The 20,400-nt window shown below is 60.1% G+C and carries 22 protein-coding genes and 1 pseudogene; 7 read left to right on the top strand and 16 right to left on the bottom strand.

What is annotated here, in order from left to right:
- Positions 1-77 precede the first annotated feature (77 nt).
- The 6 genes from M653_RS1000000135130 to M653_RS0128105 all read right to left on the bottom strand — a co-directional run bounded on the left by M653_RS1000000135130 (position 78) and on the right by M653_RS0128105 (position 4,004).
- A complete protein-coding gene (locus M653_RS1000000135130) occupies positions 78-989 on the bottom strand; it encodes a lytic transglycosylase domain-containing protein (RefSeq protein WP_245262383.1) in 912 nt (303 codons plus the stop codon).
- A 184-nt stretch (positions 990-1,173) separates the two neighbouring features.
- A complete protein-coding gene (locus M653_RS0128125; protein WP_027146316.1) occupies positions 1,174-1,500 on the bottom strand; it encodes a DUF736 domain-containing protein in 327 nt (108 codons plus the stop codon).
- Positions 1,501-1,535: 35 nt separating this feature from the next.
- Positions 1,536-2,096, bottom strand: a complete 561-nt coding sequence (locus M653_RS0128120; protein WP_027146315.1) for a S26 family signal peptidase — start codon at positions 2,094-2,096, stop codon at positions 1,536-1,538.
- On the bottom strand, positions 2,093-2,557 hold the full coding sequence (locus tag M653_RS0128115; protein WP_027146314.1) for a DUF2840 domain-containing protein: 465 nt from the start codon (positions 2,555-2,557) through the stop codon (positions 2,093-2,095). The genes M653_RS0128120 and M653_RS0128115 overlap by 4 nt, the downstream gene beginning before the upstream one ends.
- Positions 2,558-2,834: 277 nt before the next feature.
- Entirely contained in the window at positions 2,835-3,701 is an 867-nt protein-coding gene (locus tag M653_RS01000000133770; RefSeq protein WP_051442851.1) for a replication initiator protein A, read from the bottom strand.
- Positions 3,702-3,722: 21 nt separating this feature from the next.
- Positions 3,723-4,004, bottom strand: coding sequence for a helix-turn-helix domain-containing protein (locus M653_RS0128105; protein WP_027146313.1), 282 nt, complete (start codon positions 4,002-4,004; stop codon positions 3,723-3,725).
- 228 nt (positions 4,005-4,232) lie between these two features.
- On the opposite strand from M653_RS0128105, the gene M653_RS0128100 reads away from it, so the two are divergent.
- Entirely contained in the window at positions 4,233-4,532 is a 300-nt protein-coding gene (locus M653_RS0128100; protein ID WP_027146312.1) for a hypothetical protein, read from the top strand.
- On the opposite strand, the gene M653_RS01000000133765 is transcribed toward M653_RS0128100, so the two are convergent.
- The 3 genes from M653_RS01000000133765 to M653_RS0128085 all read right to left on the bottom strand — a co-directional run bounded on the left by M653_RS01000000133765 (position 4,527) and on the right by M653_RS0128085 (position 5,728).
- A complete protein-coding gene (locus M653_RS01000000133765) occupies positions 4,527-5,039 on the bottom strand; it encodes a DUF2285 domain-containing protein (protein ID WP_051442850.1) in 513 nt (170 codons plus the stop codon). The two genes, M653_RS0128100 and M653_RS01000000133765, sit on opposite strands and share 6 nt — an antisense overlap.
- 70 nt (positions 5,040-5,109) lie before the next feature.
- Positions 5,110-5,319 carry a DUF6499 domain-containing protein gene (locus M653_RS0128090; RefSeq protein ID WP_027146311.1) on the bottom strand — a complete coding sequence of 70 codons (210 nt, stop codon included), beginning with the start codon at positions 5,317-5,319 and terminating at the stop codon, positions 5,110-5,112.
- A gap of 130 nt (positions 5,320-5,449) precedes the next feature.
- The gene (locus M653_RS0128085) at positions 5,450-5,728 is read right to left on the bottom strand and encodes a DUF2285 domain-containing protein (protein ID WP_027146310.1); all 279 of its coding nucleotides are present in this window, start codon (positions 5,726-5,728) and stop codon (positions 5,450-5,452) included.
- Positions 5,729-5,813: 85 nt separating this feature from the next.
- Between M653_RS0128085 and M653_RS1000000136260 the strand changes: the two genes are divergently transcribed.
- The gene (locus tag M653_RS1000000136260; protein WP_337109402.1) at positions 5,814-6,161 is read left to right on the top strand and encodes a helix-turn-helix transcriptional regulator; all 348 of its coding nucleotides are present in this window, start codon (positions 5,814-5,816) and stop codon (positions 6,159-6,161) included.
- Positions 6,162-6,372: 211 nt separating this feature from the next.
- On the opposite strand, the pseudogene M653_RS1000000134750 reads toward M653_RS1000000136260, so the two are convergent.
- Positions 6,373-7,227: pseudogene (locus M653_RS1000000134750) on the bottom strand (DUF932 domain-containing protein); the annotation flags it as partial.
- A gap of 277 nt (positions 7,228-7,504) precedes the next feature.
- Complete coding sequence (locus M653_RS1000000137915) at positions 7,505-7,774, bottom strand: hypothetical protein (protein WP_245262386.1); 270 nt, start codon at positions 7,772-7,774, stop codon at positions 7,505-7,507.
- Between M653_RS1000000137915 and M653_RS01000000133755 the strand changes: the two genes are divergently transcribed.
- Positions 7,685-8,179, top strand: a complete 495-nt coding sequence (locus M653_RS01000000133755; RefSeq protein WP_245262384.1) for a MucR family transcriptional regulator — start codon at positions 7,685-7,687, stop codon at positions 8,177-8,179. The genes M653_RS1000000137915 and M653_RS01000000133755 overlap by 90 nt on opposite strands.
- Before the next feature lie 97 nt (positions 8,180-8,276).
- Here M653_RS01000000133755 and M653_RS0128070 read toward each other — a convergent pair whose 3' ends face one another.
- Together M653_RS0128070 and M653_RS0128065 are read right to left on the bottom strand one after the other, a co-directional pair.
- The gene (locus M653_RS0128070) at positions 8,277-8,588 is read right to left on the bottom strand and encodes a DUF736 domain-containing protein (RefSeq protein WP_027146309.1); all 312 of its coding nucleotides are present in this window, start codon (positions 8,586-8,588) and stop codon (positions 8,277-8,279) included.
- Positions 8,589-9,374: 786 nt separating this feature from the next.
- A complete protein-coding gene (locus M653_RS0128065) occupies positions 9,375-11,477 on the bottom strand; it encodes a ParB N-terminal domain-containing protein (RefSeq protein ID WP_027146308.1) in 2,103 nt (700 codons plus the stop codon).
- Between the two features lie 841 nt (positions 11,478-12,318).
- On the opposite strand from M653_RS0128065, the gene M653_RS0128060 reads away from it, so the two are divergent.
- The 3 genes from M653_RS0128060 to M653_RS0128045 all read left to right on the top strand — a co-directional run bounded on the left by M653_RS0128060 (position 12,319) and on the right by M653_RS0128045 (position 16,067).
- Positions 12,319-13,344 (top strand): ABC transporter substrate-binding protein, encoded by a 1,026-nt coding sequence (locus M653_RS0128060; protein ID WP_027146307.1) that lies wholly within the window; start codon positions 12,319-12,321, stop codon positions 13,342-13,344.
- An 834-nt stretch (positions 13,345-14,178) separates the two neighbouring features.
- A complete protein-coding gene (locus M653_RS0128050; RefSeq protein WP_027146305.1) occupies positions 14,179-14,901 on the top strand; it encodes a winged helix-turn-helix domain-containing protein in 723 nt (240 codons plus the stop codon).
- 461 nt (positions 14,902-15,362) lie between these two features.
- Positions 15,363-16,067, top strand: a complete 705-nt coding sequence (locus M653_RS0128045) for a Crp/Fnr family transcriptional regulator (RefSeq protein ID WP_027146304.1) — start codon at positions 15,363-15,365, stop codon at positions 16,065-16,067.
- A gap of 66 nt (positions 16,068-16,133) precedes the next feature.
- Here M653_RS0128045 and M653_RS1000000137070 read toward each other — a convergent pair whose 3' ends face one another.
- Both M653_RS1000000137070 and M653_RS0128035 read right to left on the bottom strand, forming a co-directional pair.
- Positions 16,134-16,418 carry a hypothetical protein gene (locus M653_RS1000000137070; RefSeq protein WP_156938303.1) on the bottom strand — a complete coding sequence of 95 codons (285 nt, stop codon included), beginning with the start codon at positions 16,416-16,418 and terminating at the stop codon, positions 16,134-16,136.
- Between the two features lie 351 nt (positions 16,419-16,769).
- Positions 16,770-17,465, bottom strand: coding sequence for a conjugal transfer ATPase VirC1 (locus tag M653_RS0128035; RefSeq protein WP_027146303.1), 696 nt, complete (start codon positions 17,463-17,465; stop codon positions 16,770-16,772).
- Positions 17,466-17,801: 336 nt separating this feature from the next.
- On the opposite strand from M653_RS0128035, the gene virD4 reads away from it, so the two are divergent.
- Entirely contained in the window at positions 17,802-19,766 is a 1,965-nt protein-coding gene (gene virD4 / locus M653_RS01000000133750; protein ID WP_051442849.1) for a type IV secretion system ATPase VirD4, read from the top strand.
- A gap of 195 nt (positions 19,767-19,961) precedes the next feature.
- Here the strand turns inward: virD4 and M653_RS01000000133745 are convergent.
- On the bottom strand, positions 19,962-20,400 hold a 439-nt coding region (locus M653_RS01000000133745; protein WP_032936310.1), incomplete at its 5' end, for an SIS domain-containing protein.

Here is a 20,400-nt window from a genome sequence, read left to right as displayed (position 1 = left end):
CACCCTGAGTGCCACCACTTTCGCTGCCAATTCCGCGAAGAAGCAGGCCGGAGTGCGAGTTACACCAAGGACAGCGCTCATCGCGATGTACTGCGCGATCGTGGGATGAAGAGGCTGTTCCCGGCTAAGTCCGGTGTAGGACGAGCAACGTCAGAATCAACATCCGGCGTCGGCTCAAGCGCCGTGAGATCGTCCACCGCTGCGTCGATCCGCGGCGGCATGTTGGCGGAAAGGATCTCCGTAAAGACCGTTTGGTCAATCGAACCGGAATCTCTTTTGCCGCGCCATCCAACGTCATTTTTCCGAGCAAAGTCGCGATCAAAAAGCTGCGAACGATCTGCGCTCGACCGGTCTCCCAATCGTTGCGAACGGGGCCGGATTTCAACAGATCCCTTGATCAACGCCCTAAGTTTCGCGACGTAGTCGATCGTCTCACGAGGCAGCGGACGACCATTCGAAAGATGCTCCTGATAACGTTGTGGTCCGGCGTTGTAGGCGGCAAGCAATCCCTTCGTCCCGAAGCGATCGAGCATCTCGCGAAGATACGCGGCGCCGGCCAGGATGTTGTCTCGTGGATTGAACGGATCGGTTCCCAGACCATGTTTGATGCGCAGTTCAGCCCACGTGGCGGGCATGATCTGCATCAGGCCGGCGGCAGATTTGGGTGAGATGGCGCGGACATCGCCGCCGCTCTCGACATGCATGACCGCGCGTATCAGGTGCTCGGGAAGATCAAAGCGTTTGGCGGCCTCACAGACGTACGCGGACCAGTTTTCATTCTCTGCGATTGTTGTCCCGGCGCACGATTTTGGCACCGGTTGCGACGGCGCTTGCGCTGCGCCGGGCGCAGAACCAAGCATGAGCAACGCGCATGTTGACAACATCGCCACGCATTGGCGAGTGGCGACGCGCGCACCATCATCCCGACGTGCCAAAAGCCTGCCATCGTGCTCGCGTCGCTCAAGGGCAAGGCTTCGCCGGCCGATCATGCTTCTCTCATGCGTGACAGTGGAAACAGCACTTCAGCCGATCGAGAAGCGTTCGGCCGCCCTTGACCTTCGCTGCGCGCGACGGCCGCCTGACAGGCGATCGGGTCGAAGGGTTTGACCGGCATTCGATCGATCAAAGGGTATGCCTGGGCCGGATCGATATTGCGTGATCGAAACATCGAAGTCAGGCTCGCTCTTCGCGCTTCGAGGGCCGGCTCCAGTGCAGATTCCAGACGTCCTTTTCGGTGGCGACTTGGAAGAGGTTGGCGCGGATTGGCTGCGTGAACGACGGATCGTCGATGAGCACGGAGAGATAGGCGCCTGCCTTCTCACCGGTGCGGTACCACGCCGCCCCGATCTCGACGCCGTCGCAATAAATGCGGTGCTCGGGGGCATTTTCCGCGTCCCGTTTCTCGACAGGCAAGATGGCGAGCTTGGCATCAATCGTCAGCGTGCAGATGTTGCCGAAGAAGCCGTCATCGTTCCGAGTGAAGGTGCCGATCTGACCCATGCGGAGTGTCCTTTCGTGGTGATAGAAACGAGCTGTCATGGCTCGCCGGGAGCCGGTTCGCCGGGGAGATCCGGCGCCGGAGATGCACGGTCGGTGGTCCAGATGGGGACCGCGGGACCGACGATGCTGGTGATTGGCAGTGGGCCGAAGTAGCGGCTGTCAAAACTGTCGGCGACATCCCAGTTCATGAGGAACACTTCGCTGTCGGCAAGCACATGGCAGCCGCGCCAGGCAGGCAGCGGCCGGCCGCGACTGTCGTGCCCGAGCGCGGTCCCATAGATCTTGCCGTGCGCGATGATGGCCTCCCCGCGGCGGCAAACCATTTGGCCGCCGAGCGCCAGGACGTGCTTCAACAGCGGTACGCCGCGCGGCAGATAGCGACGCTCGGCGAGGAAGCCGGCCAGCGCTTTGGATGGCATGACGACGGCGAGGTCCCCGACCTTAGGCGTGCCACCTTGTTCGATGCGGTAGAGTCCGATCGGAGCGCTCGCCGACGCGTTCCAGATCAGCCACGGAGGATGTCCGCTTAACGCCGGCGCGACAGTCAATGCCGCACCGCCGAGCATTCCCCCGATGATTTTGCCGCGCGCGCTCATGAATCGATCCGTCGGCGCAGCAGCCAAGCTTCGTGCCGCTGCCGTGTGTAAGGCCTGGGGCTTTCGCGTGCGACAAGGCGACTGTGGACGTGACGCCAATACTCCGGCGAGGCGTCCATCGCGTCGATGCCGAGTGCCTCGACGGCATCGATGATCTCCAGCACCCTCTCGACCTTCGGCCAGGTAATGGCAGTCAGCAGGATGTCGGCGCCGGGCCGCACATAGGCGATCGTCGAGCAGCGCTTGCCCGGGCCGACGGCGCGCAGAATGTCGATGCGCGAGGCGATGGTGCCGAAATCGTTGGCCGTCCATCGAACGAAGGCGAAGATGCTGCCAGGCGCGAATGCGACGGCCCGGCGGCTTTTGTCGATGATCCTGTTCTCGACGGATTTGCCGAAGCGGATGTAGTTCTCGATCCGCTTCTTCAGCCAGAGCAGCTCGACATAGGTTAGCTCGCTCATGCCGTCCTCCCCGGCCGGAGGTGGGCCGCCGCAACGGCCTGCCACTGCTCGAGGGTCAGATCTCGGACGATCGGGAGAGCGCATCGCCAACGTCGTCCACAGTCTTCGGGAACCAGCCGTTCCGTTAGGAAGAATCCGAAGGATTCCGGGTTAGATAAGTTAGAGGCGCGAATACGGCTTTCGCTCCCACGGCTTAGGCAGTGTTCGGGTTCCTGAAGTGACGAGGAATGGGTTCCTGAAATCCCGTGTCTGCGGGTTCCTGAAATGACGAGCTGATTCACAGCTTATCCTCCGCCGCCGTGGCCTTGCCGAAGCAGGTGAAAGGATCGGGATGGCAGGGCTTGAAAGTGAGAAGGGGTTCGCGGGCCTTCGTCAGGCCCAGCGCCAGGCGATACCCCGGCAAGGATTGCCGGCGAACGATGCTGCGAACTTCGAAAGCGAAGCGCTTATAGGCAGACAGGCTGCCAGATTTTGCGTGGAGATGGCGCAGGTCGAATGACCAGCCACGCGCTTGGCGGCCGCCATGCTTTCGTACGAGACGATAGAGCCACCGCTCGATGCCACCGGTCAGATCGAAATAGGCGCGGTCGATAGTGAGCACGAAAGGGTCGGCCATGATGCCGGCATAGAACCAGTCGGGCAGCACAAGTTCGATGCCGAGTGGTCGACCGCTACAATCGGTTCGCTCCTTCCACTCGTTGATCCAGGAGAAGCGGTGCATGCGTCGCTCGGTCGGCTGGCGGATCGAAGTGGCGATGGTCGTCGACTGGAGGCGGTCAAGTGCCGCCTTGAGCAGCAGATAGTCACGAGCAGATGTGCCGCGACCGATGAAGGTCAGAATCTCGTGCGGTGTTGCCGCCATCGTGCGCGAGGTCCGCAGCCCATTGTCTCGGGCATCGACGATCTGAGAGGTGGCCCAGATCAGGATATCGGCATCCCAGATGGTCGCCATGCCATACTCGACAGTCGCCTCGACGCGGATGGCGATCTCGCCCATGCGAAAGTCGATCGGCGCAATGCGGCCTGATTTGGCGAGCGAGAAGAACGGCCAGGCCATGAGGTCCTGCGCATCGCGCAACGCCATCTTGCCGGCGCGCGCATGAAACCGCGCGATTGACTCCTCATCTGATGGAGGTGCGCGCATTTCCAATCCTCGACTGGCGTTTCAGCGCGATTTGCCGGCATAAGCCGGCGCGCGGGCCGCATGCGGCTTGGCGGGCGGCACGTAGGTGGCGTTTGTATCGCTGGTGGAGGTGCGGGCGCCAAGCTCGGTCCAGGCATGCAGGTCATCGATGTCGTAGAGCACGCGTCCACCCACCTTCCGATATTTGGGACCGGTTCCGTAGGTCCGGTGTTTTTCCAGTGTCCGGGGGCAGAGGCCAACGACAGGTGCCGCCTCCTTGGTCCGAAGGTATTTTTGGGGCGCGTCCGCGGGACCCTTCGACATCGCTCGATCTCCATTCGGTTCTGCTGTCGTCCTGGCCTGCCGGGACGCGCGAAACGGACGATGTCCGAATTCAGGAAAAGGCAGGGAGGGCAAAGATCGGCAGGCGTGTTTTTGCTACCCCAGGCGCCTCGATCAGCGCCGACAATGGTGCCACGGCGGCATGCTTCCTAGGCAGCGAGGCGGCGATGCACTGGGCTATGGTTTACCCGTGGTCGATACCAAGATCTGATGATCGACCTCAGCTCCGTTCTTTGGATTGTTGCCCGCAAAGGAGCAAAGTCCATGCCACGTATCAGCTGCCGTCTCGCCGAAGATGATGCCGGAAGGTGGCAGATGGTTTTTGATCCGCATGAGCTCCAATTGTATATTGAGTTCATCCACTGTGACCCTTCTTCAAAGCCCGGGGAATGGATATCGGTTGAGGATTTTTTGGCTTGGGCACCACGCAATCCTCTTCATCGAAAAGCGCTCGATTGCTTCGTCGCTTTCTTGGCGAAGGCAATGCTCACCCAGATGCTGATCTCATGACGCGGAGCTGCGGTGGCGGCTTTGCGGATAGAGGAGAAGGTCCCGATAGCCGCCGGCCACCAGGCGGTCGGCCCGTCGCAGGATCGCCCGCACCTTGTGGCGCAGGTGATGGTCGCGCCAATCGCGCGCAGCGATGGGCTCGCGGGACAGCAGTTCCTCGGCGAGCCGGCGGTAGGGCGCCCGCTGGTGCCTTCCGTCGAAGGTGCGAAGAGTGAGAATGTGCTTCAGCCTGGTCTGTTGAGGCAATGAGCCATACCGGGTGCCGAGCGGACGGCCATTCAGCGCCCGCCAGAGCCGGCGCGCGGCGTCCAGCCTGGTTTCGAGATTCTCGTCAAGCGGCAGAACAACAGCGTTGATGTCGAGCAGGTCTCCTGGTTCACTGGAGATGATGTGATGTGTCTCCGGAGCCGGCGGCCACAGAACATGAACCCGCTCGGCTACGGTCCAGCTTTGAGCTGTGCTGAGTTTTCGAAGGATAGGCTGCGAGGACTCCGCCGAAGTTGCCAACTTCGTCGCTTGAAGAACCCGAGGCGAGGCCTGTTCCGTCCAGACGATGTGTTCGGGTGAGAGACGCTCGTCAGCAGAGATTGTGAAATCGCGCGCCCCAGCGTGCGGCGAATTCCGGCGAGCCGACGAGTTCTCCTGTCGTCAGTCGGCTTGATGCCAGCCGCTGAGATTCGGCGGCAAAATCGGCGTTGCGGATCAGATACTCGGCGGCAAACTGATCGGCTTCGTAGCCGCGCATGTGCTCGTATGCCGCCAGATCGGTCCAATCGCTTCGCGACATGGCAACAGTCCTCATGCGGCCCGCGATCTGCCGCGAGCTTCGCCATCAGCTTCTGAGGCAACAGTTGGTTTGGGTAGGCAGAGAGTCGGCAAACCGCTGTGCTGAATGAGCACAGCGCCGGTTCAAGCGCCTAGTGTGGTGCACCGCCGGCCAGGAGGTAGCGATAGCCATTGGTGGTCATCCATCGGGCGCGAGCAAGATGTGTATCCCATGCTCGAAATGCCCGTTCCGGCTCCTTCGCGGGATCGATATGCAGAACGACCCTGGCCACTTCGCGCCAGTCAGCGTTTTCGGCTGCGGCATCCAGCAGGCGAATGTAGGTGAGGAGGCGCTCCTCGTCGTAGCCGGTCAGGATTGAGGCGTCTGGCGCGACGTCGGCGACATCAGGATCGAGAAGAGGTTTAAGCATGGCGATCTCGTACGCCGACACACTCTTCGATGTGCTGCCAAATCCTGGCGCCTGGATGTGACACGGCCAACACCTCGATGTGTTTATGACTGAACGCGACCAGATTATCAGATTTTCTGGTTATCCGATTTTCCATTTAATTCATCTGCCGGCTTCGTCAAGGACCGGCAAAATGCAAAAGACGCTTCGATCGCCAAGACATGTGCGTCTGGTGCAACTGATCGTTGAAAAGCGTAGGAAAGCCGGCCTCAGCCAGCATGATCTGGCGAATGCGCTGGATAGATATCAATCGGTGGTCGCGGCCATCGAGTCCGGTGGGCGGCGAATCGACGTTGTCGAATTTCTCGATCTGGCTGAGACGATAGGCTTCGATCCGCACGAGGTGTTGAGTGAGGTCGCAGCCGTTAAGAACGCCCAGCCAAAGCATCGCTAAAACCCGACCTATCGTGCTCGATGACCAGCCACGCGTCGCAACCTGACTGCAGTCGCATCGCGAGCCGGGCAGAGCCCGGCGAGCGNCGGCCGCTTGTCGGGACGCCGCCGCGACAGTCGATTGCCTCCCTGATCCCGCGCAATTGATGATTGCCGGCGCGGCCGGATATCCGGCCGCGCACTGTCGGAACGGCTAGGCTGCCTTTTCGAGCAATTTCCTCAAAGCCTTCGACACCCCAAAGATTGCGGTTCATGCAAACCGCGCGCAGATAAAAGGAGGCGATGCCAAGCGTCTTGCTGCCGACCTCCGAATTCCAGCAATAAAATCCCCGGAAGTACAAATCCGGCTCTCCGTTCGGCAGGCGTCCCGCCTCTATCGGATGGGTGTCGTCCACCAGAAACAGGAAGACGTCGCGGTCGCTGGCGTAAAGCGTGGTGGTGTCCTTGGTGATGTCCACGAAGGGATTATGCATCATGGTTGCCCAGTCCAGCACGCCCGGTACCTTCCACATGGTGTCACCGGTGCCGTTGCCGGCGATCTTCATGACGGCGGCAACAAGTTCATGATCCCAGATGCGGCCATAGTCAGGGCCGGTGACGGCACGAAGCTCGATGCGTCCGTCCTCCGCCTCCAAGGTTTTGACAAGCTCGGCGCGGTGATTGAGCAAGCCGTGCTGCAGGTTGATGCCCGCCAACGGCGCGGGAAGCTGGCGCATGTAGGTTGCGGGCGCACCGACAAGGCTGCACAGCTGGCCAAAACTCCAATGCGTGGGCGCGATCATCTGCTCCTGTCCAGGAACGATCAGCGAAAGCCGCTCGGCATTTTCGCGGCTTGCCTCGACGCGAACAGCGCGGCTCTCGACGGTGCGGGCGGTGGCACGGTCCGCACGGGTGCGCACCGCATCGTAGAGCTCGGTCAGCGACAGATAGCGCTCGTCGTCGGGGCGCGAGAACCATTCCGAGCAAACGCGCCCGATGCGCTCGCCGCGTGAAATGTCGACGCGAAAGGCGCCGGAAACAGGTTGCTGCCGATGGCTGTTCTCGGCGCTGTCGATGGTCGTGGTCATGTTCATTGGGTCACTCCTTTTTCCGTTAATGCCGAAGGCATGTCCCTCGGCATGCCTTCCGGGGCGCGCGAGCGCGCGGGAGTGATGGGGGCCACTGCCGGCGCGCGGAGCCGGGCTGCACGGTCGAGCGAAGCGAATGGATTTGATCGTGGGGGTTGCGTTCGGTCGGCCGCTTTGCGAGCCGGCGGCCCTGCTCTGCACAGGCGGCAATGGCGGGGAAGCGAGGGGAAAGTCTCCTCGCTTCCCTAAGGTGAGTTGGCAGATTGTTCCACCGCGATCAAATAAAATTGACGCGCGTCCTAGCTTGGATTTTCGCCCGCTTGCGAATTATGGAACGAACGATCATTATTCGCTTGATCTGTTGTACAAACTGCACAAATAGCATGCTGACGTAACTGACGACAAAGAAGGAAAGCCAATGACCGTATCCGATGAGCAGCAGGGCAAAACCGATCTCGTGTCGATTGCTGCCGATATCGTCTCCGCTTATGTTTCCAACAATCCAGTGCCCGTCCCGGAATTGCCGAAGCTGATCGGCGATATCCATTTTGCTTTGCAAAATGTCGGCACACCTGCGCCTCAGCCTGTGATAAAACAGGAACCCGCCGTTTCGATCAGGAAGTCGGTGGCGCCCGACTACGTCATCTGTCTGGAAGACGGAAAGAAGTTCAAATCGCTGAAGCGACACCTCAGCACGCGCTATAATCTGAGCCCCGAGGAATACCGGCAGAAGTGGAACCTGCCCGCCGACTATCCGATGGTGGCGCCGAACTACACCGCAGCCCGGTCGGCCTTGGCGAAGGCAGCCGGGCTTGGCCGCAAGCCTGCGGCACCAGAAGCAGCCGAGGTGCAGAAACCGAAACGGACGCCGCGAGCCGCTGCAGCGACTATGCCCGCGGCCGCTGCAAAGTCGCCGGTCAAGAAAACGCGCAAAGTTGCCGCCAAGGCCTAGCCTGCTGGAGCGAATTGCCTATTGTGCGCGCGGTGGCGGACTGAGCATGGTGAAGCCCCGGCGCGGCGCGCCGGGGCTTCTTTAATTTGAGCCGATTTCACTCGGCGGTGCGGCGGGACCAGATGAGCGAGTACTCGCCCTGCGTTTCGGTCTCGACCAGACTGGCGTAGATGGGAGCGGGGAAGCTCGGATCGTCGAGTTTGACCGAGTGATAATCACGACCCTCGCGGGATGTCTTCTTCCATGCCGCCCCGAATTCGGTGGCGCCGGCGAAGATGCGGAAGTCGGGACCCTTCTCGTTGTCGCCTTCGGCGGGGACGAAATCGACGGTCTTGACGTTGAGGTTGAGGGTCTTGACGGAGCCCTTGAAGCCCTTTCCGGTGCTGGTGAAGATGCCGATTGTAGCCATTGCGGTGGTTCCTTCTGTTGATCGGGCCGCGCCCATCGCGGCCTCGATGGTGGTCGTGAGACCGGGGACGATCGGCTCCGCATCCCAAAGGGACTGAAACGAAGTGGAAGACGAGGGGCGAGGCTTTCTTGGACCGCGAGGAATGGCCGCGCAGCGGACAGGGGAAGAAAACGCAGCGCCGCCGTTGCGGGAAGACGATCGAGGCGAAGCCGGTCTTCGGTCAGACCCAATCCATTCGAGGACGCCGTGGGCGCGGCCTGCCAGCAGAACAGGACCCGTCGCACGGAATTGGTCGGGTTCAACATCGATAATGGCTCTTGGATCAGCGCGGAAGCATACTCCCGGCAAGGCAGGGAGCACTTCCCCGTGTGAAATGACGGCAATGGAAGATCCCGGCTCTCGCCACCCTTCCCCTGTCCGCCGTATTCGACGCGAGGCGCAAATTGATATCCGCGCCAGGGCAGCGACTAACGCGCACGCAAGCCGTGACCCCGAGTCTTCCGTGCCGATCTATGCCAGCCTGTTGGGCCAGAGCCGCGCACAATGCATTTCCCCGATTCCGCAGCTTGCCCAGCGATCGAACAGCGGTGAGCCTATGTGCGCCTAGCAGGCTTTTGCGACGCCTCCGCCGCCGCCCTTGCGTGGCGGATTCGTTCGGCGTGGTTTGTTTGCTACGGACGTTGGTCGTGCTGTCGGGGTCCCCGGCCGCGCTTGTGCGCGGCCGGAAATTCGCGTCCGATCAAACAGACGGACCGGAGCCGCTTCCGCGGCTCCGGTCGCTCCATATCACTCGGCCGCGATGTGGAGGGGTTCGTCCTGTGCGGTCGCGCTGTCGCCATCGGCTGGCGTCAAGTCTGTCTCATCTGGAGGGGTAAGGCCGTTCGCTGGCCGCTCGCTTGCCTCTATCACTCTTTCGCTGCTGGTGCTCCTCGCAGTTGGTTCCCTCCCGCGCAAGAGTGCCGGCAGCCAGCCGGTTCCGACGAGCAACTGCTCGGCGGCTTCGGCCATCGACTGCTTCTTTAGAGTGACAAGCCTATCCGCCGCCTCACCGCCGACAGCCTCACACACTGCCGCGAGGATGTGCGCCTTGGTGATGCGCCCTAGGTAGGTGCTTACCGTCGGTGTCCAGTGAGCCGTCATATCAAGCGCGACCGCCGTGGCCAGCTTGTCCGCGGTTTCGTGGGCGCGCAGCCTGCGCTCCCAAGGTTGCTTCACCGCATTGACTGTGAGTGAGGCGCAATGCGCAAACAGCGCCATGACGCTGGCCTGATCAAGCGAAGCGATGAAGCCCCAAAGATCAGACACGTCACGCGGCATGTCCGCTGCCCATCCGGCGTGGCGATCAGCCAGCGCCTTCCCCGCTGCAGTGTCCTCGATGCCAACGGCGTGGTCGGCAAGGCAGGTGCTGGTTGGCCGGATTTCCAGGCAATGGGCTTCCGCTGCCGGATAGAAGACCTGCGCGGCAAGCGTATGCGTCACTGCGATCAATGCAACGTCGGATTGCTCGCCAAGCGCAAGGCGAAGGCCAAGTGTGCGGTGGGCGGTCAGGTCGCGCACGAGAAGATCAGACAGCGGCTTGCCGGCGTCCTCCGCGTCGTGGTCGTTGTCGCGACCAAGCTCCGGACTGATACCGCCCTCGATGATCTCGCCATCAGCATTGACGGTGTAGCCATTGCAGGCCTCTGCCACTTCCGTCGCTGGCTGCTCGTCTTCGGCGCGAACGAAGCCGCGTTCGATACGAGCCGTCCCATCATGGGAAAGCACGACGAACACGCCGCTGCGCGCAATCACATCCGGGTCGTAGGCATGACGCAGTGCATCGATGCGCTCGATCTCGGCTTCAAGTTTCCCAAATAGCTGATCGACATCGTCGGGCAATTCCTCGGCGCTGCGCCATTCTTCCGTCAGCCGGTTGAACGCGTCCAACGCTCCTGCATAGGCAACTTTGTCTTGCTCCGACAAAGCCACGGGCTGCGGATAGACACGGCGCAGGCCATGCGCATGCGGGTAGTCGACATGGACGTCGGCCCATTTCCAGCCTTCGGCCTCCTTGATGGTGTCTGCGACGCTCTGCAGCTTTGCGATCACCAATTGATCGAGCAGCGCCGCATCATCATAGAAGCCGCCGCGATCTTCGGTGAACAGGTCGCGGACGATCATGCCGCCGGCCCCAATATAGGCGTCCGGACCTATGAAGATCGCGCGGCGGTCGGCAGCCGCAACATGGGTCCGCGTCAGTTCACGTCGAATGAGATAAGGGTCGCGGTTGAAGGTGAGGTTGTCAAAAACCTGCTCCTGCCTTGCATGGTCCTCGGTGATGGCGAAGGCCATCAGCTGCTCGAGGCTCAGATCGCCATCGCGGTAGACCTGTATCAGCCTGGGGCTGACGGCACCAAGCCGCAGGCGCTGCCGTACCACCTGAGGCGTCACGCCGAAGCGTGCGGCGATTTCCTCAACGCCCCATCCGTGCTCCTCGCTCATCCGCCGGAAGGCTTCGAACTGATCAGCCGGGTGCATCCCTTCGCGCGTGACGTTCTCGTCCAGGCTGATTTCGTGCGGATCGTTTTTGGTATCGACAATGCAGCGGACCGGTTCAGTTTTCTTGATCTGCTTGCGCTTGACGCGAAGCATTTGCGCCAACCTGCGCCCTTCGCCGATTGTCACGAGATAGAAGCCGGTTTCTGAACCTTCTGCGTCAAGCTCCGGCTCTACCACCAGGTTTTGCAGAATACCCTTGGCGGCAATGCTGGCAGCATAAGCTTCGATGATCGCCTCGCTATGCGGGGTCTTGCGCGCATTGCGAGGCGACTTTTTCAGCTTGTTCAGCGGAATGAAAACCTCTGTGCCGCCCTCGCTGACGGTCTTCGCGCTCGTTTCATTGGTTGTCATGGTTCTGGTCCTTTCGCGTTGGATGCCGAAGGCATGCCCCTCGGCATGCCTTCCGGGGGCGCGTGAGCGCGCGGCAGAGAGGGGGGCAAATGCCGGCGAGCGGAGCTGGGCTGCGCGTCGAGCGGGGCGAATCGTGTCAGCCTGGCGATGAGAAGCAGCGCCGCCTTGCGAGTGGGCGGCCCTGCTTTGCGCAGGCGGCATTCGCGGGGGAGAGATGGCCAAGACCATCTCTCCCCCACGCATCGGGCTCCAGGTCCAATCGGACATACATAGGTGAGCGACCGACGATCGGGTCCGATGGGTGGGCGGTTGTCTCATGCTGGCCGAACCGGGAATGAATAGGAAATTCCCAGCCGCTCGCTAACGTCAAAACAATTCTGCCAAAGACCCGTGATCCTGCCCGCCAACCGAAAGCAAGCTGCACGTCTGGGCACTAAAGCTGCGCGAAAGGTCGCCTTCGGCCGGGGCACGGGCGCAGTCTTTGCGGTCTGCGTACATGGACAATCACCGTCACTGCTCAACTCTCGTCAGCAGTTCGTAAGGTTGGCCTTGTAACGCGAGCAATCGAGAAATTCGCCGCTAGCTGCAGCGTTCTGCGAGGCCGCGTCCAACGGAGAGGTACAACGTTTGCAACCAACGGTCCGGCCGGAACATCACACCGCAAACGGCACAGCACCAGAAGAAGCAGGCGGCCGTTTGAGCGAGCCAGCACAGCGGCGGGCGTGACAACCCGGTGGCATATCGGGCGGGCGTGTTGTCCGTCCTGACGATGAGCAGCGGCTCGATACGCCAGTGCAGCAGCCGGCCAGCAAAGAGCGCCCTTGAAAGGAAGTGGACTATGATAAAGCTTGCGATAAGCCGCCGCCAGGCGATTGTCGGTCTCGGGACCGCGGGGGCTCTGACGCTCCTTGGCCGGCCGGCCTTTGCCGCAAAGAAGGTGAAGCTTGGCGTAATGCGGCTCGCCAGTCATGCGCCCAGCTATATCGCCTGCGAGCGAGGCTACTACAAGGGCGAAGGGCTGGACCTCGAGCTCGAGTTCTTCGAAGCCGCTCAGCCGATGGCCATGGCGGTTGCCTCGGGCGAGGTCGATTATGCCGTCACGGCCATGAGCGTCGGGCTCGTGAGCCTCGCCCAGACGGACGCAATCAAGGTGATCGGCGGCGCACTGTCTGAGGAGAAGGGTCTCGTCGGCACTGTGATTCTGGCATCAGAAAAAGCCTACCGGGCTGGCGTTGTCACGCCGAGGGCACTGAGCGGCACGACCTTTGGCGTTACCAAAGTCGGGTCTTCCTTTCACTACATGTGCCACAAGATCGCAGAGGCGAACGGCATTCCGATGTCGGAAATCTCGTTGCGCCGGCTCCAGAAAGTCGGCGCAATCATCAGTGCGCTGGAGAGCGGGGAGATCGACGCCTGGGCCATCCAGGGCAGCATCGCCGACAAGTTGCTCGCCGGGGGCAATGCCATGCAGATTGGTCTGGTGTCCGACTATGCGCCCAACTACCAGGTGACGACGGTGTTCACCTCAACCAAGAATGCCGCCAACGAGCGGGAGCAGACCGCAGCGTTTATCCGTGCCCATTCGACGGCAGTCGACGACTACAACGCCGCCGTCGTCGACAAGACCGCCACAGCGGAGGAGGTGGATGATGTCCTCAACATCGTCCACAAATACGTGGATAGCGAGCGTCCGTTGCACGCGGCGAAGGAAACTTTCCTCAGCAGCGCCATGCGAATCAAGCAGGGCTGTGCACTTGCACTCGATTCGGTGACGGATCAGCTTGAATGGCTCAAGGCGAAGAAGATGGTGAGCAAAACGATCACGCCAGAGATGCTGTTCGATACGTCCTACGTCGAGACGATCTGATCTAACGCTGCCGTGCACAATGAACGCAGGTCCCGTCTCGGGCCGGCGTGAGAGAATTTGGAACTGCTGGTAGCGAATGTTCACCATCGCTATGGTCCCGTCGAGGTTCTGAGCGACGTCTCGCTTACGATCCGACAGGGCGAGATGGTGTGCGTCATCGGCCCATCGGGCTGCCGCAAGTCCACCCTCCTGCCTCCTAGGCGGGATTGGAGCATTCGCCAGGCGGCACTGTGCTGCAGGTTGGCGCTGCCCGCCGACTCGCTCAAGGGTCTTCCGATGTCTTTCAGCATATCGCCCTGCTGCCGCGCCGGATCATGGAAGGCAATGTGAAGCAGGGACTGGAGGATCATGGCGCCCACTTCTACAGGCAGGAGCACTCTAGAACCTGGAGCGCCTGTTTGCCGAAGTGATCATGCTGTCCCTGATTCGCCTGCGGGATTGGCGACGTTGAGCGGCGATTATTGGCAATGGCGCACGTGACCGGCAGGATCGTCGCGAGCGCGCCGGTGGTCGTGTCATTGAGGCCGGCCAGGGCGCGTCTGGCGTACTGCGCGGGCTGATCAGATCTTCACGGACGCGAGAACTAGCAGATTGCGGTTTCCATTTTCGTCAGAGACGCGAGAAGGAACTGTTTGGGCGAGTTTTCATGGGGGCGCCCTCCGTGTCGTCCGGTCCAAGCCCAGTCGGCGCTCGCTCTACGCCGTCGTGGAAGTTCCATCGGATACAGCAGCAATCCCCCGGCCGTGCAATCCGGGGCGCTGCTGCACGCCAGGTTCCAGCTAAGCAGCGGATTTGTTGAAAACCGACAAGGTGGGTTGCGGATGGAGGCGATGTATGAGCGAGGCCCGTAAAATCGGGAGCGTCCTTGTAGTCGACAATGTTCTCGCCCCTATTTTGAACATCGAAGAACACGTGCCGCGCGGCAATTCGCCAGCCAAAGCGTCTGGCGCGCAGGCGAAAGCGTTAAAGATCTCCCAAGGATGGAAGTCCGAGGTTGTCATTGCCAGTTTGGATCTTGGCCACGATGACCTTGGACTCTTGCGTGATCTCCGCAATCTCGGGGACCTCTCCATTATTGTCATTGAGAACCGCCGGGGTGAGAACGACAAAGCGATCCGGCATGAATCCGACGCCGACGAATGTCTGAGCAAATTGCGTGAGCTTTTGGTGCGCCTTGATTCTCTGGTCAGGTCGCGTTCTGCCGACCCTGTGGAAGTTCAGAGAAGGTCACCATCAGGAAGATGGCTTTTCGGCGGATGGGAGCTACGCTTGAAAACGCGACAGTTGCGTGATCCGTCTGGCGCACTGGTACCACTAACCCAGGGCGAGTATGCACTCCTGTTTGCTTTCCTCGAGGCGGCCCAACGACCGTTATCGCGAGAGTACCTGCAGCGGGCGACTCGCATCCACGGCGAGATTTCGGACCGCAGCATCGATGTTCAGATCTTGCGTTTGCGTCGGAAGCTCGAAAGAGACGCGCGCGCGCCACAGCTGATTAAAACGAAACGGGGCATCGGTTACGTGTTCAGCATCCCGGCGGAGCTGTCGGATGCCTGAAGACAGCACAAAGCCGGCGACTTTCCTAGAGCAGAGCTGCAGGTGAGGAGGAGCATGGCCGCGCGGAGCGATCACCTATCCATCGCATGAATATGATATATCGAAACAATCGATTTTTCATAAGTTTGGAAATGGGAATACCAACAGCGCCGTGCCTCGACCCACCCGGGTTGGCGAATGCGACCGAAGCCACGGAAGGGCACCCGCGACTGCCAGCAGTTCCATGTTGCCGTGTTAACCACTTCCATTTGCCGCAAGCCAACGCGGCACCGGTCACAAGTCACCACACTAAGAGCAATCCCCTCGTCTGCTTTCCCCGCCGACGCCTCGCGATATCGACGATGCCGGACAACGCACCAGTCGCTTCTGCCGCAGGCGCCGAACGCCAGCGGCGCTCAACCAACGTGCTCCCCTAAACAGCGTCCCCGTAATGGGACTGATCATCTCCAAGAGGAAACTATATGGCCGAGTTCGATAGAAGCCCTGCCTTCTGGCGTTCCTTTCCGATTTTTCAGGATTTTGATGACGAGACCATCACAGCGCTAGCGGGTATCTCAAGCTTTCGCAGATGGCTCCCAGACACGGTGATTTTCCAGCGAGGCGATGAAGGTAATTACATGGTCGGGGTGATCTCTGGGCGGATTAAGGTATCCCTGATCACCCCACAAGGGCGTGAGCTAGTCCTGCGACAGCTCGAAGCCGGGGAACTGTTCGGCGAGATGGCCATGTTGGACGATCAGCCTCGATCAGCCGACGCCACGGCGCAGGTCGCCTCCGAAGGTTTCGTCATCGCCAAGAGGCCATTTATGGACCTTATCAAACTTTCCCCGGAGGCAGCCGGAGCCACGATCCGTTATCTCTGCTCGCGATTGCGGGGTATCACCGAGCAGTTGGAAACCATCGCTCTCTATCACCTGAATTCCCGGGCGGCCCGTTTCCTTCTCTTTACTCTGAGGCAAATCCACGGCACCGAATTGCCGGTAAGGGCGGATCTCAAACTGTCTCTCACTCAGTCGGATATAGCAGGGATTTTGGGCGCAAGCCGGCCGAAAGTGAATCGTGCTATATCAGCCTTGGAGGAAGCTGGCGCAATCAGACGCAGCAACGGAATCATCGAATGCAACACGGAGCGCTTGCAGTGGATTGCGGAACCAGGCGAGCACTAGGTCACCGCCCGTAGCAGGTTCCTTTTTGACGGAAGACATTCTGATTTAGGGTTTCTCGAGGACCAGTCATGGATTTTCTCGCTCGGGGATGAGCCGATTTGATGCTTGAATCAGGCCAAGCCGGGCGTCGGGGATCGCCGCTTGATCAGCGGCACCATCCGGGTCGAAAACGCGACAGGCGTAAAGCAGTTGATTGGCACATGAATTCCGCGCCTGTCCGGTTTGTCGAGTTCGCAACGGTATGCTGTCTGACTTCTCGCCGAACTTCTGACCCTTCATGACTTCCCGAACGACGCTCTCTTTGCACGGCTGCATGGCTTTTGACCTGCTGGTGGGCAGCAGCATATTCATACTCAAGACGTCGCGACGGGTGAAGGACGAAAGGAGACCAGGTGTCGATCTTGATCAGATAAGCCGTCGCACGAAGCACCTTCGCCTGGTGATGGACAGCCGCCGCGGATCGGCACTGCGCTTGGATACGCGACGCAATAGATGGGCGAATGGTTCCTTGGTTGCGCTAGACAGGCCGGCGGCAGCCGACGTTGTCACCATGGCAACAGGCGTTGAATCCAGAGCTGCGCTGACGCCACACGCACAGAAGATCGCCTCGTCTTGGTTAAGGCCTGTGGGCGACTCTGTTAGGAATCGCAGCAAATTGGTGCGGCGCCCATCATCGAATCTCTTGGCTTGCGCATTTCGACATCAGCCCTGCAAGGCCCTCTCGATGAAAGTACCGATCGTAGCAAGCTCATCCAATGCTCTCCGGCTGTTGTGGAACATCGGTCGCGTTGCCGGATCGTTGGCCATGTTAGCGACCGTCATGTGCAACATGCCTCGCTCTTTCATCGCCGCGAAGGCGTCACGCTCACGCATTGGCGTGTCGCACAGCGGCAGGGCGCGCAACATCTCGTACGCGGCACGTTGAGAGACTGTCAGTCTGCCCACGGGCACTCGCTGGGGAAGAATGGCAGTATGTGTTTGCAGTCCCTCTCCCATCAAGAGCTCAACAATGTAGCGGCAAGTCGCAAGAGCTTCATCGATGTCAAGGGGTGTCAGCATAGCGGGTATCAGCAGGCAATCGGAACTGCCGATTATGGAGTTGTTCAACTCGCTGGGATCGCCATGGGCATCGGCCAAACCATAGTCGAAGCCGACAAGATCCGCGTGTCCATATGCATCTATCATGAGGGGCAGCTCGTCGGCCACGAATACCTCGCATCGCTGGTCCCAAGCCTGGTTACGAATGGCATTTGCTTTCCACCGAGTCAGCGGGCGGTTGGGGTCTGATTCGAACAACGCAACCTTCTTCTGTTTCAAGGAAAGCGAGGAGCACAGACCCATTATAGCCGTCGTTTTACCCGCGCCACCTTTGAATGAATAGCAAGTGATCAGTTTCATGCCGCGATCCGTGCGCGCTGAGAGCGCTCAGTGCAAATATTCCTTTTCAAAGCATATCAGCACTTGTGGTGAGACATGGCGATGTGTCTTGCCAATTAGGTTACCATTGTAACCGTTATTTCGTGCGACTTCGGGGGTCGTACCGTTATGTGTTCTCTCCTGTAGGCCAGGAGTTGAAGGCGACACGCGGCATCTGTCGACATCAGGCTCCAAGCAACCAGCTGTGCTTGTGCTCGGCTGAAGCCTTTCCCGAGTGTGGACGAAACACTTTTTAGGATGAGACTGTCCACGAGACCTGGACTACGAACGCTGAACATTGCCGGAGAGTGCAGGACGATGGCAGGCACGAAGTTGAAGCTCACCACCTTTTCGTTCGGCCTTGGACTGTCATTGCCGCTCGGGGTGATCTTCGCCAGTGTGTATGTTAGCCTAAGGGCCGGCCTCAGCGTCCGGGGACTCCGCGAGTTCGACCTGCTGGCGTTCTGGTATGAAACCCCCTTCTATCTCGGCTATGCCAGTGCGACCTTCTACACCGGCTTGATCATTGTCGGCATGACATCGGTGACCATCACAGCCACTCTCACTGTCCTCATGCTTCGCCCCAAACACTTTGGAACCGCACGCTGGGGGCAGTTTCGCGAAATGCGCCAAAAAGGCTTCCTCAAGCCCTACCGCCGCATCACTGGTCCGATATTCGGCAAAACGTCCGGCCCGCGCGGTTTTGGACAATATCTCACCAATGGCGAGCAGCCACACAGTCTGGTGGTTGCGCCCACCCGCGCGGGCAAGGGCGTTGGCGTTGTCATTCCAACGCTTCTAACTTTCGATGGCTCCGTACTTGCCCTCGACGTCAAGGGCGAACTCTTCGAACTGACGTCGAGGGCGAGGTTGAAGCGCGGCGACCGGATCTTCAAATTTTCGCCGCTCGACAGGGAAGGACGCACCCATTGCTACAATCCAGTGCTCGACATTGTTGCTACGCCGCCGGAGCGCCGTTTCTCAGAGACCCGGCGATTGGCGGTTAATCTGATTGCGCCCAAGGGCAAGGGCGCGGAGGGGTTCATTGAGGGCGCACGAGATCTTTTTGTTGCCGGTGTTCTGGCCTGCATCGAGCGTGGCACACCGACCATTGGGGCTGTCTACGATTTGTTTTCGCAGCCAGGCGAGAAATACAAGTTATTCGCGCAACTCGCGGGGCAGAGCAAAATCCCGGAGGTGACGCGCATATTCGACAATATGGCCGGCAACGACAACAAACTTCTGACCTCATACACATCCGTCTTGGGCGACGGTGGGTTGAACCTTTGGGCAGACCCGTTGATCAAGAATGCCACATCGAGGTCGGATTTCGCCATTGACAACCTACGCCGGGACCCGACGACAATTTATCTGTGCGTCAGCCCCAATGATTTGGAGGTAATCGCGCCTCTCATGCGGCTGTTCTTCCAGCAAACCGTATCCATCTTGCAACGCACTCTGCCTAAAAAGGACGAGATTTTCGAGGTCCTGTTCCTCCTCGATGAATTCAAGCATCTCGGCAGGCTTGAAGCGATTGAGACGGCGGTGACCACGATTGCAGGTTATAACGGCCGCTTCATGTTCATCATCCAAAGCCTCTCGGCTCTGACGGGCGCCTACGAGCAGCCAGGCAAGGAAAATTTCCTCTCCAACACCGGTGTGCAAGTGTTCATGGCGACAGCCGACGACGAGACGCCCCAATACATCTCAAAAGCTATCGGGGACTATACTTTTCACCAAAAGTCCAAGTCGTTTAACCCGAGGGAGTGGTTGAATCCTAATATTCATATGGCTGACCAGGGGGCACCGCTGTTGCGGCCCGAGCAGGTGCGTTTACTCGCTGACGACAAGCAAATTGTGCTGATCAAGGGGCAGCCTCCGCTCCAGCTGGACAAGGTGAAGTATTATCGTGACCGTCACCTCAAGCCCATTTTCAACAACCAGTCGGGTGCATTGCCCGAACCAGCCCCGATACCGCTCATCGCCGAGATGACGGCCTCCCCAGTGGTTGCGAAATTACCAAATGCAGTCGTCGAGATTGCGCCTGGCGATGCCGCACAGCTAACACCTAGCAGCGGCATCGCAAAGCCGACGGTGGCCCCTATCGACGCCGGTCCGTCCGCGGTGGAGGAAACTCCCGAGGAGCCGCGGGGCACCGTCGCTCAACGCGAGCTGCTGGCGCGGATCATTGCACTTCAGGAACATGGCGTTTCCGGCCGCAGCAGCGCGAAATCTGAAACAGGGCGTTCAGCCCAGGCATTTGATGGATCGGATCGATTGTGAACCGAACCGGGTATGGTACGACGGGGGCGCCCAAATACTCGGTCGGCAAACCAGCTTAGCTGAGGTTCAGGCGGAGTTCCGGACCGTATGCCTCGGGGGGCTCGATGATCGATGCTACGCTCCGAGGCGGCAAAGGCGGACGCGCAGCTTTCCGGGTACCTTGAGCAGCCAATGCGCATAGGCCAAAAAAAGCCCCTATTCCACCGTCACCGATTTCGCCAGATTGCGCGGCTGATCGACGTCGGTGCCCATGAACACGGCGGCGAAATAGGCAAGCATCTGGATCGGCAGCGCGTAGATGATGGGCGAGATGATTTCCGGCACATCCGGAAGCACGATGGTCTCCATCGTNTTCACGCTCACCTGTGCCGCGCCCTTGGCGTCGGTGATCAGGATGATCTTGCCGCCACGCGCCGCCACTTCCTGCATGTTGGACACGGTCTTTTCGAAGATGCGATCGTGCGGCGCAATCACGATCACCGGCATGTTCTCGTCAATCAGCGCGATCGGCCCGTGCTTCAGCTCGCCCGCGGCATAGCCTTCGGCATGGATGTAGGAGATTTCCTTGAGCTTGAGCGCGCCTTCCATGGCCAGCGGGAAATTGGTGTCGCGTCCGAGATAGAGCACGTCCTTG

Origin of the sequence: Mesorhizobium sp. WSM3626 (assembly GCF_000513935.1) — a bacterium.
In the GTDB taxonomy this organism is placed as follows: domain Bacteria; phylum Pseudomonadota; class Alphaproteobacteria; order Rhizobiales; family Rhizobiaceae; genus Mesorhizobium; species Mesorhizobium salmacidum.
This window is presented reverse-complemented; position numbering and strand designations above follow the sequence as displayed.